This is a genomic window from Nonomuraea sp. NPDC047529, assembly GCF_040642995.1.
Lineage (GTDB): Bacteria > Actinomycetota > Actinomycetes > Streptosporangiales > Streptosporangiaceae > Nonomuraea.
Map to the genome: position 1 here is coordinate 679395 of NZ_JBEYTJ010000001.1, position 14656 is coordinate 694050.

The window sequence follows — 14656 nt, forward strand, 5'->3', positions numbered from 1 at the left end:
CTGGACCTAACAGGTCGTCGGGCGGCAGGCTCGGAGCATGCTGAGAGGAATCCACGTACCGCTGGTCACGCCGTTCACGTCGTCGGGCGAGGTGGCCGCCGACGCGGTCGAGAAGCTGGCCGGGCAGATGCTCGACGAGGGCGCGGCCGGGCTGGTGGCGCTGGGGACGACGGCCGAGGTGGCCGCCCTCGACCCCGCCGAGCGGGCGCTGGTGGTCGAGACCTGCGTCCGCGTGTGCGCCGGACGCCGGGCGGTGCTGACCGTGGGCGTGACCGGGAACGACACCCGGACGACGGCCGCGGCGCTGCGCGAGCTGCCCGCCGGGGTGGACGCGGCCCTGGTGACCGTGCCGTACTTCCTGCGGCCCGGCGAGCGCGGTGTGATCGCGCACTTCGAGGCGCTGGCCGAGGCGTCACCCGTGCCGCTGGTGGTCTACCACATCCCCTACCGGACGGGACAGGCCGTGGGAGCCGAGACCCTGCGGCGCATCGGGGCCCATCCGAACGTCGCGGGCGTCAAGTACGCCGCGGGCGGCATCGACCAGGACACGATCGACCTGCTCGCGGACCTGCCCGACAAGTTCGAGGTGCTCGGCGGCGACGACGCGTTCGTCTCGCCGCTGCTCGCCCTCGGCGCCTCCGGCGGCATCCTGGCCTCGGCGCACCTGCTGACCAGGAGCTTCGTCGAGCTGGTGGACGCCTGGCAGGCCGGTGACGTGGCCACCGCGCGTCCGCTCGGGCACCGGCTGGCGCAGGTCTCCCGCGCGCTCTTCGCCGAGCCCAACCCGACCGTGATCAAGGGCGTCCTGCACGCCAGGGGCCTGATCCCCACGCCGGACGTGCGGCTGCCGCTGCTGCCCGCCTCCGCCGCCGCGGTGTCACAGGCCGACCTGGTGGCGGTACATCCAGGCCAGTGACTCCTGGCTCGCGCTCCGCTTCAGGAACATCGGCAGCATCAGGTCGCGGAAGACCCGGGCGACCGGGCCCGCGGCCTTGCTGTTGCTGATCGTCCTGGAGTAGGCCACCACCCGCTCGACCCTGGGCCGCCGCTCGGCCTCGAAGCGCTCGAACGCCTCGCGGTGGCCCTTCGCCTCCCGCAGGCACCTGGCCAGCACGATCGCGTCCTCGACGGCCAGCGAGGCGCCCTGGCCGGAGCTGGGCGAGGTGGCGTGGGCGGCGTCCCCGGTGAGCAGGACGCGGCCCTTGTGCCAGACGGGCACCGGCGGCAGGTCGTACACCGGCAGCGCCAGGTCGACCGGGCCGCGGCGGACGACGTCGGCCGAGACGTTCGCGTCGCCCTCGAACGCCTCCACCAGGACCGGCTTCCAGTCCGCCGGCACGTCGCCGAGCCGCCTGGGCAGGTTCGCGAACCACCACGTGTCGCCCGACTCGGCCACCGTGTAGCCGAAGAAGGCCCGCTTGCCGAAGATCATGTTGTAGACGCCGGGCTCGCCGCCGACCCCGGCGTCCCGGACGATGCCGCCGAAGCTGTACAGACCGCTGTAGCGCGGGCCGGGCGCGCCGGGGTCGAGGAGCGAACGGGTGCGTGAGTGCACGCCGTCGCAGGCGATCAGCAGGTCGCCGGTGGCCGAGGTGCCGTCCTCGAAGGTGGCCACGACCTCGTCGCCGGTGTCCTCGTAGGAGACCAGGCGTTTGCCGTACGTGATGGGGATGCCGCGCCGGGCGGCCTCGTCACGCAGGGAGCCGTAGAGGTCGGAGCGGAGCACGGTGTGGCTGACCGTGCCGTCGTCGAGCCGCAGGCCGTTGGCCACCTCGCCGAGGCGCTTGCCGGTGCCGCTCCACATGACCATGCGCGGGGTGGGGATGGCCGACGACAGCGCCTCGCGGTGGACGCCGAGCACGCGCAGGGCGGCCAGGCCGTTGGAGGCCAGGTTGAGGAACGAGCCGACGTTCTCGGCGCCCCGCCCGTACGCCTCGTGGATCTCGGCGTCGATGCCGACCGCCTGGAGGGCCATCGCCGTAACCGGACCGCCGATCCCGCAGCCTATGACCAGAGCCTTCATGGTGATATCCTTTCGTTCGACCGAACGAAATATATGAGAGCGGGCAGCGGGATGTCCAGAGATATTTCGGTGCATCGAAAGAAATTGTTGGACGAACTGGTCGAGGCGGGTCGCGAGAGCAGCAACGCCGCGGTCATGTACCACAGCGCCATGGGTGAGCGGCTGGGCCTGGGGATGACCGAGGAGAAGACGCTCGACCTGCTTCAGCGCCTCGGCCCGCTGACCGCGGGGGAGCTGTCCCAGCACACCGGCCTGGCCCCGGCCTCGGTCAGCGGGCTGATCGACCGGCTGGAGGCCAAATGGCTGGTCCGCCGGGTGCGCGACACCAAGGACCGGCGCCGGGTCATCGTGGAGATCAACTGGGAGCGGCTGGCCGGCTTCGGCGAGCTGTTCGAGCCGTTCGTGGCCGCGATGTCCGGCCTGTACGACCGCTACACCGACGAGGAACTGGCCCTGATCGTCGACTTCCTCCGGCGGTCCACGGCCCTGCAACGGGAGGCCACCACGGAACTGCGGGCCGAATAAAGGGCTGTACAAAGATCCCATTACGGGCTATCGTGTCCGGCGATATGGGTTACTGCTTCCTGTGATTCTCACGCCCGAGGCGCATCCGCGTTGAGCCGACAGCTCCGCCGCGCCTCGTACCGGTCATATCCGCGTTGAGACAAGGAGGTGGAGCCTCTATGCGTACTGCTGCCCAATTGGCGCTGACCGAGATCACCAAGCGTTACGACACCCGGGCCGTCCTGGACCGTGTGTCGCTCACCGTCAGGCCCGGCGAGCGGGCCGGCGTGATCGGCGACAACGGCTCGGGCAAGTCCGCGCTGCTCAAGCTCATGGCAGGCGTCGAACGTCCGGACAACGGCGAGCTGACCGTGGTCGCGCCCGGCGGCGTGGGGTACCTCCCGCAGTCGCTGGAGCTGCCGCCGCACGCCACCGTGGCCGCCGTCGTGGACCTGGCCCTGGCCGAGCTGCGCGAGATCGAGGCGCGGATGCGCGCGCTCGCCGCCACCGACCTGGACGCCTACGCCAAGGCCGTCGCCGAGTTCGAGGCGCGCGGCGGCTACGAGGCCGACACCCGCGTGGACGTCGCGCTGCACGGCCTCGGCCTGCCCGGCCTGGACCGGGACCGCCCGGTCTCCACGATGTCGGGCGGCGAGCGGTCGAGGCTGGCCCTGGCCGCGACGCTGGCCGCCGCGCCGGAGCTGCTGCTGCTCGACGAGCCGACCAACGACCTGGACGACCAGGCCGTCGCCTGGCTCGAAGAGCGTCTGCGCGAGCACCGCGGCACGGTCGTGGCGATCAGTCACGACCGTGAGTTCCTCGACCGGGTCACCACGGTGATCCTGGAGGTCTCCGCCGGACGGGTGCGCCGCTACGGCGACGGCTACCCCGGCTACCTCACGGCCAAGGCCGCCGAACGGGCCGCGCACGTGCGGGCCCACGAGGAGTGGCGGTCCGAGCTGGCCCGGCACGCCGGTCTGGTGACGGCCAACGCCGGGCGGATGGCGGCCGTCCCGCGGGCGATGGCGAAGGCCGGGATGGGCACCGGCGCGTGGCGGGCGCGGTCGCGTACGCACGGTGCGGCCGGGCGCGTCCGGCAGTCGCAGCAGCGGATGCGGTGGCTCAGGGAGCACCCGGTGCCACCGCCGCCCGTCCCGCTGCGGTTCACCGCCTCCATCGCCACCTCCGTCCCGTCCCTCACCGACGTGCCGGACGGGCCGCCGACGGCGGTCGTGCTCGACGGGGTGCGGGTGGCGGGGCGGCTGCGGCTCGACGGGCTCACCGTGCGGCGGGGGGAGCGGCTGCTGGTCACCGGGCCGAACGGTGCGGGCAAGACCACGCTCATGCGGGTGCTCGCCGGCGAACTGCGTCCCGACGCGGGCACCGTACGCCGGGCCGGGCAGGCCGGGCTGCTCCGCCAGGAGGAACAGGCGGCGCGGCTGGACCGTACCGTGCTCGCGGCCTTCGCCGAGGGGCGGCCGGGCAGCCCCGACGAGCACGCCGACCGGCTGCTCGGCCTGGGCCTGTTCCGGCCGGGCGACCTGCGGCGGCGGCTCGCCGACCTCTCGTACGGGCAGCGCCGCAGGGTCGAGCTGGCCCGCCTGGTCAGCGACCCGGTGGACCTGCTCCTGCTCGACGAGCCGACCAACCACCTGTCGCCGATGCTGGTGGAGCAGCTTGAGGAGGCGCTGGCCGACTACGAGGGCGCGCTGGTGGTCGTCACCCACGACCGCCGCCTGCGCGCCGCGTTCACCGGCGCCCACCTGGAGCTCGCCCCAGCCCCCCGCAACGGCCGCACCCCCTGACGGCCGTGCCCGCCCGGCTCAGGGGCGGGCCCACCGACGGATGGCCGTGCCTCCCTCGGCCACCGGCCGCACTCCCCGACGGCCACCGGCCGCACTCCCCGACGGCCGCTGGCCGCCTCGCTCAGCGGTCGGATTCCCTGATGGCCGTGCCCACCTCGCCGACCCGGTCGGCGAGGAGGCCGAGGGCGCCCACGGCTCGGGTCATCGGGTCGTCGCCGTCGCCGCCCAGCGCCCTGGCCCGGAGGAAGGCCGCCTTGATGTCCGCCCAGCGCGCCGCCTGGGCGGGGGTCAGGCGGCCGCGCAGCTCGGCCAGTTTGAGCAGGTTGGCCTCGGCGTCCTGGGTGAGGGTCTGCGCCTCGCCCAGGTAGTGGTCGTCGATCACCGCCTCCAGCTCGTCGTCGTTCATGGCGGGCACGATGCGCTCGGCCAGCTTGTTCATGTTCCGGTACGACCCCTGCAACCGGTACGGCGGCTCGGTCCTGGACGCCTCCGCCTGCGACGCCGACGCGATGTACGCCGCGTTGTTGGCCAGCACCACCTCCTGGACGCGCACCAGCTTGCCCAGCACGCCGAGCACCTGGTCCAGCTCGGCCTTCCCGTACGGGTGCCGGAGCTGGTCCGGGCGGACGGCCGGGTCGCCCTTGGCCAGGCGTACCAGCAGCTCGACGTCGCCTCCGTCGCGGCCCGAGAGGGGGGCCAGCACCGGGTTGGAGGTCAGCGCGTTGTCGACGTAGCTCAGCGCGAACAGCTCGTCCTTGCCGGAGAGCACGTCGCCCAGGTTCCACACGTCGGCGCGGTTGGCCAGCATGTCCGGGATGCGGAAGCGCTGCCCGGACTCGGTGTACGGGTTGCCCGCCATGCACACCGCGAACCGCTTGCCGCGCAGGTCGTACGTGCGGGTCCGGCCGTTCCAGACGCCTTCGATGCGGCGCTGGGCGTCGCACAGCGAGATGAACTTCTGCAGCAGCTCCGGCGAGGTGTGCTGGATGTCGTCCAGGTAGAGCAGGGTGTTGTTGCCGGTCTCCAGCGCGAAGGAGATCTTCTCGACCTCCTGCCTGGCCGTGGCGTCGGGCGCGTCGGCCGGGTCGAGCGAGGTGACGCCGTGGCCGAGCGCCGGGCCGTTCACCTTGACGAAGACCAGGCCGAGGCGGCTGGCGACGTACTCCATCAGCGTGGTCTTGCCGTAGCCGGGCGGGGAGATGAGCAGCAGCAGGCCCATCTGGTCGGTGCGCTTGCCCGCGCCCGCCGCGCCGAGCTGCTTGGCCAGGTTGTCGCCGATCAGCGGCAGGTAGACCTCGTCCAGCAGCCGGTTGCGGACGAACGCGCTCATGACCTTGGGCCGGTACTCCTCCAGGCGCAGCCGGCGGCGTTCCTGCTCGACCAGCTCGTTGCGGCGGCGCTGGTAGGCCCGGAAGGCCGGAACCCGTTCCCGCCTGAAGGCGCGCGCCCTGGTCAGCAGCTCGTCGAGCCTGACCCGCAGCCTGCGGTCCTGGACGCGCGGATGCGCGCCGAGCAGGCCCTCGACGGTCTCCTCGACGGCGGCGTCGGAGTCGTGGCGGGGCAGGTCGCACAGGTGCACGGCGACGGCCTCGGCCACCTCGGGCCCCTGGCGGTAGGCGCCGATCCAGGCGTGGGCGAGCTGGAGCCGCTCGGGCAGGGGGAGCGCGGCCAGCTCCTCCTCGAACTCGCGCGTCCTGGCCGGGCCGAGTGTCTGCCTGAAGCCGTCGAGCAGGTCGCGGGCCGCCTTGCCGGTCACGAAGCCGAACGGCGTCGCGCCCAGCTCCCCGACCAGGTACTCACCCGCCAGCGCGGCCGTGCTCTCCACGCCGGGGGAGAAGGCGGCGATCTGGCCGCCGAGTTCGGCGGCCAGGGCCCCCAGGGCGGGGGTGTGGCCGAAGACCGAGCGGGCGCGGACCAGGGAGGCGGCTCTGGTGGTCAATGTTTTACGTGAAACCTCGTCCGTGCCGAAGGCCCAGAAGAGCTGGGCCGCCGCGCGGGCCTCGGGCGGGTAGCGCAGGAGTCCGGCGCCCTCGCTCAGGCGGACCAGGCTCTCCAGGACGAGGATCGCGTCGTGGTCGTGGACGCCGCGCTCGTAACCCTCGTCGTATCGCTGCTCGGCGGCCTGACGTACCAGGTCGGCCAGGGGAGCCCCGGGCCGTACGGACTCCAGGAGGGAGGCGGCCAGGTGCTCGGCCCGGTACATGTCCGGCGTCTCCGACACCAGGAGCTGGTCCCAGAACGGCCGCGTGTCGGCGAACGAGGCCGGCACGGGCGCGCGGTAGTCCGTTCCCGTGATCGCGAAGTGCAGGTCGCCGTCGTGCGGGACCAGCGTCAGGTCGATCGGCTGGGTGTTGACGGCGAAGCGGTGACGGCCGAGGCGCAGCGTCTCGCCGCCGTCGGTGAACAGGTCCAGCCGGTCCCGCAGGGCGCGGCCGGCCTCCTGCTGGGCCGCCTTGACCCGGCCGTCCAGCTCCTCGGCCCGTACGGCGTCGCCCAGGGAACGCAGCTCGGCCGCCGCCGTACGGATCCTGCCGACCATCGGATCGGTGGCGAAGTACGTGTTGACCTCGTCCATCGACCCCAGGGACGCCAGCCGCCCGGTCACACTGGCCAAAATGCGCCCGGCCGAGGCGAAGACCCGGTCGGCCCGCCGCGCCAGGCCGTCGAGCTGGGTCTGCTTCCTGGCCGAGAACGCCTCGTAGACCTCGTCCCGCCGGCCCGCGAGCTGGGCGGCGAAGTCGTCGAACTCGCCGAACCGGGCCTCCAGGTTCTCCACCTGAAGCATCAGGCGGCCGAGCTGCTCGTCGCACTTGTCCGGTGTGTCGGCCATTGCCAGCGCGCCCGTGACGGCCTGGCCGAACAGGGCGAACTCGGCGGCGAAGGCCGCGCGGCCCTCCGAGCCCAGCAGCTCGCGCCGCCGCCCGTCGAGCAGGGCCCGCGCCCGGTTCACCCCGCCCAGCACCTCGGCGATCCGGCCCAGGATCGACGTGCGGACCGTGGCGTCGGCGATCTCCAGCGAGCCGACGACCTCCGTCACCACCTCCAGGCCCTCCGCCTGCTCGGCCAGCCGGTCCGCGACGGGCGCGGCCTCGGCCACGGTCGCGATCGCGGCGGCGTCGGCGGCCAGCCCTTCGACGGCCGCGTGGTAGGCGGTGAACGCCTCCGCGCCCTCCAGGAAGGCGACCGCGCGCCTGCCGGTCGCGGCCAGCTCCGCGGTCACGGCGGCGGACAGCTCGTCCAGGCGGGCGAGGTCCATGTGGCGGACGTCGCGCAGGGTCACCAGGCGGCCCTGCTGCCTGCGCAGGCCGGCCAGCGTGGTCACCCAGGCGTCGGCGGTGGCGGGGGTGTCGGCGGCGGCCTGGCGTACCAGGTGGGTGGTCTCCTCGGCCGCCGCCGTCAGCGTGTCGGCGGCCTGGCGGGTGAGCTGCTCGACGTTCTCGTACTCGTCGAGCACCTGCTCGGCGGTGGCGCGCACGTCGGCGAGCGGCCCGGCGAGCGGCTCGGCGAGCCCGTGCTCGCCGAGCCAGTGGTAGGAGTCCGCCGCGCGGGTGCAGGCGGCGATCAGTGCCTCGAACGTGGCCTCCGACGCCGCCATCTCCTCGACCATGCGGGCCACGGACAGGCAGTCGGAGATCCCCCGCACCAGCTCGGCGTTTCCGATGCGCTCCAGGGGCCCGGTCCCGGCGGGCTGCGCGGCGGCGTAGGTGTCGGACACGTACGGCGTCTGCCACACCTGCATCGGGTGGACCCGGGTCGGCTCCTCGGAGAGGGCGCGGAAGACCACCATCGTGCCGTCGTCGAACAGGGAGTACCCGTGGCAGACGATGGGGTTGGCCACCTCCTTCCTGATCACGTTGTACGGCAGCAGCAGCGAGCGGCCGTCGCCCCGGGCATGGAAGACGTACAGGACGTCCTCGCCGTTGGGCGAGCGCACGACCCGCTCGAACTCCAGGTCCGTCACGTCCGTGTCGAACGTCTTGCTGACCCCGGTCGCCAGGTAGTAGCCGCCCGGGAAGATCAGCCCCTGGTCCTCGGGCAGCCGCTGGCAGGACTGGCCGATGCCGTCGAGCCTGGTCACCGCCTTGGTACGGGTGTTGAAGACCAGATGCCGCCAGTCCGGCTCCTTGTACGGCCTGATCCGCATGAGGACGAGCGGCCCGATCCTGGCGTACTCGACGTCGGCGTCGGCCAGCGACTGGAGGCGTTCGGTGACCGGCTCGGAGTAGACGCCCGCGCCGGTCTCCGTGTTGTTCTCGACCTTGATGGTCAGGTCGCCGCCGATCGTCTCGACGAAGACCTCGCCCTCGATCGAGATGTGCGGATGGCGGCCGAGCACGTGGTCGTCGCGGGTGGTCGGCGTCCACTCGAAGTCGTGGGACGGCGGGAAGACGTGGTCCCGCTCTCCCCGGTTGTCCAGATATCTGGGGACACCGCCGTTGCTGACCGCCCACCTGAGCACCCGCGTGTCCGCCGGGCCCGTCCGGAACACCGCCAGCAGCTTGCCCTCGACCCGCCTGAGCTGCTGGAGGCTGGTCTCCTTGTAGTACCGGTACAGCTCGGCGAAGTCCTTCCTGAACGCCGGCTCCTCCAGCGTCTCCAGCTTGCCGGTCTCGAACGTGAACGTGTCCCCGTCCCTGGTGAAGCGGTGGACGGCGAACACGTCGGCCACGGTCGTCTCCGGCTTGAGCCCGATGAAGACGTTGTAGCCGAACAACATCACCTCGCCCAGCGAGACGATGTCCCTCGGGACGCAGTTGTTCTCCGTCCTGATGCGCTCGGTGCCGAGCAGGCGCAGCTCCGCGCCGCCGAAGACGCGCAGCCGCTGCCCGTTGACCTCCTCCGCCGCGACCGCCAGGGCCTTGGCCTGCGCCTGGAGACGGTTCCTGAGAACCTCGTAGGTCCCGGCTTCCAGCTCGGTGGTGCTCACGTCAGCCCTTCGCCGCCGCCAGCGCGGCCACCGGGGAGTCGGCCAACCCGAGCCGCCGCGCGGTCTCCAGCAGCTCGCCGAGCGCCGACGACTGCGGGCCGCCGTCCTGGATGAGCCGCATGAGCAGCGCCGAGACGGTCAGGTTCTTGATGTCCTCGGTGCGCACCCCGCCGACCACGCTCGCGATGTCGGCCGCCAGGCTGGCCGTCCCGTTGAGGTACGGCTGCACCAGGGCCCCGGCCACCTCCGAGTGGCCGACGAAGCCGTCCACCGCCTTGCCCGTGGTGATCGAGCCGACGACCTTGTCGAAGAACATCGTGTCGCCGCCGACGATGTCGATGTTGGCCTTGGACAGGCCCGCCGCCAGCACGCTGGCCTGCGACTCGGCCACCTGGCGGGTGACGTCGATGTGCTTGAGCCTGATCTCCTTGTCGGCCTCCAGGCGCAGGCGGTACTCCTCGTGGCCCCGGCTGGCCTCGTCCAGGGCGGCCATCGCGGCGGCCTTCTGGGTCAGGCCCTCGGCCTCGGCCTTCAGCTTCTCGCCGATCGCGGTGGCGCCGGCCAGCGCCATGGCCTGCTCGCCCTCGGCCTGCGCCTTGAGCCGGTCGCCCTCGATCAGCGCCATGGCCCGCGCGCCCTCGGCCTCGGCCCGCAGCTTCTCGCCCAGGGACGCCGCCTCCGCGCGGCCGACCTTCTCGATGGCGTCCGCGTCGCGCTCCTTGACCTGCACCTGCGCCAGCCCGGCCGCCGCGGACTCGGCCTGGACGCCCTCCGCGAGCCGGATCTTGGCCCGCGCGTCCAGCTCGGCGGCCTGCTGCCGGGCCTCGGCCAGCACCAGCTCCTCGCGGGCCCTGAACTTCGACGCCGCCTCCGCCGCCTCGGCCGCCTTGATGTCCTTGACCAGGTTCTCCTGCGCCTCGGCCTCGGCGGCGATGATCACCTGCTGGCGGGTGCGCTCGGCCTCCTCGACCACGCGCAGCCGCTTGATGCTCTCCTCCTGCTCGGCCACCGTCTTGTCGACCGCGATGCGCTCCCTGATGACCTCGGCGATCGACCGCTTCTCGGTCTCGACCTCCTTGTCCTTGGCGATGCGCGACAGCTCGGTCTCCCGCTCCCGGGCGATGACCTCCAGCAGGCGGTCCTTCTCGATGCGCTCGCTCTCGATCGCGATCACCCGTTCGCGGTTCTTCTCGGCGACCGCCACCTCGCGGGCCTGGTTCTCGCGCTGCACGCCGAGCTGCTCGTCGGTCCTGATGTCCGCCGTCTGCGCGCGCAGCCGCTCCTCGGCCTGCACGCGGGCGATCTCCGCCTCCTCGCGGGCCTTGACCGTCTCGATCTCGCGGCGCTGCTTGAGCTCGGCGTCGGCCTGGCGGCGCTGGAGTTCCAGGATGGCCTCGCGGGCGTCCACGTTCTGGCGGGTGATCTCCTTCTCCTCGGCCCGCTGGAACTCGTTGGTCCGTACGTGTTCCAGCGCGGTCAGCTCGGTGATCTTCCTGATGCCCTGGGCGTCCAGGATGTTGCTGGAGTCGAGCTGGGTGAGCGCGGTCTGCTCCAGGTAGTCGATGGCGGCGTCTTCGAGGCTGTAGCCGTTCAGGTCGGTGCCGATGAGCCGGATGATCTCGTCGCGGAACTCGTCCCGCTTGGTGTAGAGGTCGACGAAGTCGAGGTGCTTGCCGGCCGTCTTCAGCGCCTCGGAGAACTTGGCGCTGAACAGCTCCTGGAGCGTGTTCTCGTCACTGGCCCTGGCGGTGCCGATGGCCTGGGCGACCTTGATGACGTCCTCGGCGGTCTTGTTCACCCGGACGAAGAACGTGATCTTGATGTCGGCCCTGATGTTGTCCCGGCAGATCAGCCCCTCGCGGCCGGTACGCGTGATCTCGATGGTCTTCACCGAGATGTCCATGGTCTCGGCCTTGTGGACGACGGGCAGCACGATGGCGCCGGTGAACGTCACGTCCACCTTGTTGACCTTCGACACGATCAGCGCCTTGCCCTGTTCCACCTTGCGGAAAAGGCGGCCGATGATGACGAGCAGGCCAATCACGATGACCAGGACGACGGCGAGAAATACGCCGAAGCCCGTGGAGATGACGTCCATCAGATCTCGCTTTCGTAGGGCATGACCCAGAAGAATTCGCCGTCTTTGTCGTATTGGAAGATGAGTGCTTTGTCGCCGCGGGCCAGGCGGTCCCCGCCGGTCGTGCGGACCTGGACGACGGCGGTCGAGCCGTCCTCGGCGGCGACCTCGGCCTGGCCGAAGTCGGGGGTGGCGGCCCCGGTGCGGATGACGCACGGGCGGCCCACGAGGTCGTCGCGCGAGTGGCGTCCGCCGTCCGGGAAGGCCCTGCGCAGCGGCCTGATCAGGGCGCGCGTGGCGAGCCAGGCGCCCGCCGCCGCGGCGAAGGGCGCGGCGGCCAGCGCGGCGTCCGGCAGCACCTGGCCGCCGATCAGGGCCAGCAGCCAGGCGATCGCGACCAACAGGGAGATCGCGATCCCGGCGGGCACGCCCCCGAACCCCAGCCACGGCGCGTCGTGGTCGAGGTCGAGCAGGCCGGCGATGACGGCCAGCCAATAAGCCACGACGGCCACGAGGAGGAAAGTGAAAATAACTGTCGGAAAGCTCAGAGCGGCGTGGAAGAACTCGGTCATCAGCCCTCGGTTTGCCCATCCCCCGGTGTGTCCTGACGGACTATATACATATAAAGCGCGACTAAAGCGGAAAGTTCCCGACTTCATATCGAAAGTTGTCCGACTTGACCTCAAGCAGGGTTGAGGTAGCACGCTCGTCGGCATGAGCGATGTGATGAGGGCGGCGGCGTTCGCCGAGCCGGGCGGACCCGAAGTGCTGAAGGTGATGGAGGTGCCCGCGCCGCAGGCGGGCCCGGGAGAGGTGCGCGTACGCGTGCGGGCGGCCGGTGTGCAACCCTTCGACACGGCCGTACGGGCGGGGTGGCTGCCGCCGTACCTGGGGGACGTGCCCTGGCCGCGCATCCCTGGCAACGAGTTCGCCGGCGTGGTCGACCAGGTGGGCGACGGGGTCACCGGGGTGTCGGCCGGGGACGAGGTGCTGGGCTTCTCGCGGCTGTACGCCTACGCCGAGTACATCGTGGTCCCGGCCGCCGACGTGGCGCCCAAGCCCGCCGGGACGCCCTGGGAGGTGGCCGGCGGGCTGACGTCCGGCGTCCAGACGGCCGAGCTGGCCCTCGACAGCCTGGGCGTCGCCGCCGGCGAGACGCTGCTCGTGCACGGCGCGGCCGGGTCCGTGGGCACGGCGGCCGTGCAGATCGCCCGCATGCGCGGCGCCACGGTGATCGGCACCGCCAGTGAGGTCAACCACGACCACCTGCGCGACCTCGGCGCGATCCCGGTGGCCTACGGCGACGGGCTCGCCGACCGGGTGCGCGCGCTGGCCCCCGGCGGCGTGGACGCGGCCCTCGACGGCGCCGGCGGCCACGCCCTGGAGGTCTCGCTCGACCTGGCCGCCGACCGGGGGCGCATCGTCACGCTGGTCGAGCACGGCAAGGCGGCCGAGCTGGGCGTCAGGACCGTGATGGGCGAGCGCACCGCCGAACGCCTCGGCCGGTACGCCGCCCTGTACGCCGAGGGCCGGTTCGCCTTCCCGGTGCGGCGGACGTACCGGCTGGAGGAGGCCGCCGACGCCCACAGGGAGGTCGAGACCGGCCACGGCCGGGGCAAGGTCGTCCTGGTGACGGACTGAGGTTCCCCGCTCCTCGCATTCCGGGCGGGCCGGTTCAGTCGGCGTTCTTGTGACGCTGGTTGAACCGGCCCGCCTTCGCGCGGTTGCCGCACACCTCCATCGAGCACCACCTGCGGCTGCCGTTCTTGCTCACGTCCAGGAACCACAGGACGCAGGCCGGGTTCGCGCACTTGCGCAGCCGTTCGGGACGCCCGCGCAGCAGCGGGACGACGGCGGCGGCCGCCGTCCAGGCCGCCTCCCAGGCCGGATCGCTCACCACGACCGTGTCACGCGGCCCGTCGTCGCCCACCTGCGGCCTGGTCGCGCCCTCGTCGAGTACCGCGTTGAGCCGGTCGTGCCCGCGTCCTTCGAGCAGCCCGCGCAGCGCGTCACGTGCCAGGACGAGGCGGTCGCGCACGCGTTCCAGATCGTCCTCGCCCGGCAGGCCGTGGTCGCCGAGCCAGGCGCGTACGCCTTCCAGGTCGTCGAACTGGTCCACGAGGGCGCCCTGGTCCACCCACACGGTGTCCACCAGGTCCAGAGCCAAGGGCTCGTCGCGGAGCGGCCGTATCCTCACTGCCTCTAACCCCTCAAAGCGATTTGACTGGTTAACTTTCGCCATGCTATCACTTAACCAGCAAAACGGATTTAGCCGGTTAGAGGAGTGTTGACATGACTGTTCAGTACCGCACCGCTGTGATCGACGGACTCGACGTGTTCTACCGGGAGGCGGGCGACCCCTCGGCGCCCACGCTGGTGCTGCTGCACGGGTTCCCGACCTCGTCGGTGGCCTACCAGGAGCTGATCGCCGAGCTGGCCGACGAGTTCCACCTGATCGCGCCCGACTACCCCGGATTCGGCCACAGCTCGGCCCCTGCCGCCGACGAGTGGGAGTACACCTTCGACCACCTGGCCGACGTCGTCGACCAGCTGCTCGACACCCTCGGCCTCACCAAGTACGCCCTCTACGTGCACGACTACGGCGCCCCGGTCGGCTTCCGCCTCGCCACGCGGCACCCCGAGCGCATCACCGGCATCGTCACCCAGAACGGCAACGCGTACGAGGAGGGCCTGACGCCCTTCTGGGAGCCGCTGCGCAAGGCGTGGGCCGACCCGTCCGAGGAGAACACCTCCGCGCTGCTCGGCCTGCTCACGCCCGAGGCCACCCACTGGCAGTACACGCACGGCGTCCGTGACGCCGGCCTGGTCAACCCGGACAAGGCGGTCCTCGACCAGGCCCGGCTCGACCGGCCCGGCAACCACGCCGTCCAGCTCGCCCTCTTCGTGGACTACGGCCGCAACCCGGGCCTCTACCCGGAGTGGCAGGAGTACCTGCGCACCAACCAGACGCCGGTGCTGGCCGTCTGGGGGCGGCACGACGAGATCTTCGGCCCCGACGGCGCCCTCGCCTTCGACCGGGACACCAAGCGCGTGCAGATCCAGCTCCTGGACGCGGGCCACTTCGCCCTGGAGACGCGCGGCCCGCAGATCGCCGCCCTGGTCCGCGACTTCCTCCGCCGCCTCTCCGACTGACGGGAGCCCCCCGATGTCCCACCGCCGCCGCCGGAGCGTCGCCGCCGGCACCGGCTCGGCCGCCCCGGTGACCGCCCGTCCGCATGACTCCGCCGCGCTCCCGTCCCCGGCCGTCCACCGCGTACCCCCGCCACGGGGGCGAGCGGTGGGGCCGGCGGCGGGGACGG

10 protein-coding genes are annotated in these 14656 nt (G+C 72.0%); 5 read left to right on the forward strand and 5 right to left on the reverse strand.

The genetic code is table 11. The features are described 5' to 3' along the window. Positions 1-37 precede the first annotated feature (37 nt). A complete protein-coding gene (gene dapA, locus ABZ815_RS03585) occupies positions 38-916 on the forward strand; it encodes a 4-hydroxy-tetrahydrodipicolinate synthase (RefSeq protein ID WP_357693504.1) in 879 nt (292 codons plus the stop codon). Here dapA and ABZ815_RS03590 read toward each other — a convergent pair. Then, positions 878-2023 (reverse strand): FAD-dependent monooxygenase, encoded by a 1146-nt coding sequence (locus ABZ815_RS03590; RefSeq protein ID WP_357693506.1) that lies wholly within the window; start codon positions 2021-2023, stop codon positions 878-880. The two genes, dapA and ABZ815_RS03590, sit on opposite strands and share 39 nt — an antisense overlap. 84 nt (positions 2024-2107) lie before the next feature. Between ABZ815_RS03590 and ABZ815_RS03595 the strand changes: the two genes are divergently transcribed. After that, on the forward strand, positions 2108-2548 hold the full coding sequence (locus ABZ815_RS03595) for a MarR family transcriptional regulator (RefSeq protein WP_357693508.1): 441 nt from the start codon (positions 2108-2110) through the stop codon (positions 2546-2548). 158 nt (positions 2549-2706) lie between these two features. Further along, positions 2707-4332, forward strand: a complete 1626-nt coding sequence (abc-f, locus tag ABZ815_RS03600) for a ribosomal protection-like ABC-F family protein (protein WP_357693510.1) — start codon at positions 2707-2709, stop codon at positions 4330-4332. A 121-nt stretch (positions 4333-4453) separates the two neighbouring features. On the opposite strand, the gene ABZ815_RS03605 is transcribed toward abc-f, so the two are convergent. The 3 genes from ABZ815_RS03605 to ABZ815_RS03615 are packed head-to-tail and all read right to left on the reverse strand — an operon-like array spanning position 4454 to position 11848. After that, positions 4454-9259, reverse strand: coding sequence for a DNA repair ATPase (locus ABZ815_RS03605; RefSeq protein ID WP_357693512.1), 4806 nt, complete (start codon positions 9257-9259; stop codon positions 4454-4456). A gap of 1 nt (position 9260) precedes the next feature. Further along, positions 9261-11357, reverse strand: coding sequence for a flotillin family protein (locus tag ABZ815_RS03610; RefSeq protein WP_357693514.1), 2097 nt, complete (start codon positions 11355-11357; stop codon positions 9261-9263). Continuing rightward, the gene (locus tag ABZ815_RS03615; protein ID WP_357693516.1) at positions 11357-11848 is read right to left on the reverse strand and encodes a hypothetical protein; all 492 of its coding nucleotides are present in this window, start codon (positions 11846-11848) and stop codon (positions 11357-11359) included. The genes ABZ815_RS03610 and ABZ815_RS03615 overlap by 1 nt, the downstream gene beginning before the upstream one ends. A gap of 214 nt (positions 11849-12062) precedes the next feature. On the opposite strand from ABZ815_RS03615, the gene ABZ815_RS03620 reads away from it, so the two are divergent. Beyond that, positions 12063-12977 (forward strand): NADP-dependent oxidoreductase, encoded by a 915-nt coding sequence (locus ABZ815_RS03620; RefSeq protein WP_357693549.1) that lies wholly within the window; start codon positions 12063-12065, stop codon positions 12975-12977. 34 nt (positions 12978-13011) lie between these two features. Here ABZ815_RS03620 and ABZ815_RS03625 read toward each other — a convergent pair whose 3' ends face one another. Beyond that, positions 13012-13533, reverse strand: a complete 522-nt coding sequence (locus tag ABZ815_RS03625; protein WP_357693518.1) for a CGNR zinc finger domain-containing protein — start codon at positions 13531-13533, stop codon at positions 13012-13014. A gap of 95 nt (positions 13534-13628) precedes the next feature. Between ABZ815_RS03625 and ABZ815_RS03630 the strand changes: the two genes are divergently transcribed. Next, entirely contained in the window at positions 13629-14489 is an 861-nt protein-coding gene (locus ABZ815_RS03630; RefSeq protein WP_357693520.1) for an alpha/beta hydrolase, read from the forward strand. Positions 14490-14656 lie beyond the last annotated feature (167 nt).

Coding starts and splice junctions, on each gene's coding strand:
- abc-f (WP_357693510.1), top strand. CDS start 2,707: ATGCGTACTGCTGCCCAATTGGCGCTGACCGAGATCACCAAGCGTTAC.
- dapA (WP_357693504.1), top strand. CDS start 38: ATGCTGAGAGGAATCCACGTACCGCTGGTCACGCCGTTCACGTCGTCG.
- ABZ815_RS03610 (WP_357693514.1), bottom strand. CDS start 11,357: ATGGACGTCATCTCCACGGGCTTCGGCGTATTTCTCGCCGTCGTCCTG.
- ABZ815_RS03630 (WP_357693520.1), top strand. CDS start 13,629: ATGACTGTTCAGTACCGCACCGCTGTGATCGACGGACTCGACGTGTTC.
- ABZ815_RS03590 (WP_357693506.1), bottom strand. CDS start 2,023: ATGAAGGCTCTGGTCATAGGCTGCGGGATCGGCGGTCCGGTTACGGCG.
- ABZ815_RS03620 (WP_357693549.1), top strand. CDS start 12,063: ATGAGGGCGGCGGCGTTCGCCGAGCCGGGCGGACCCGAAGTGCTGAAG.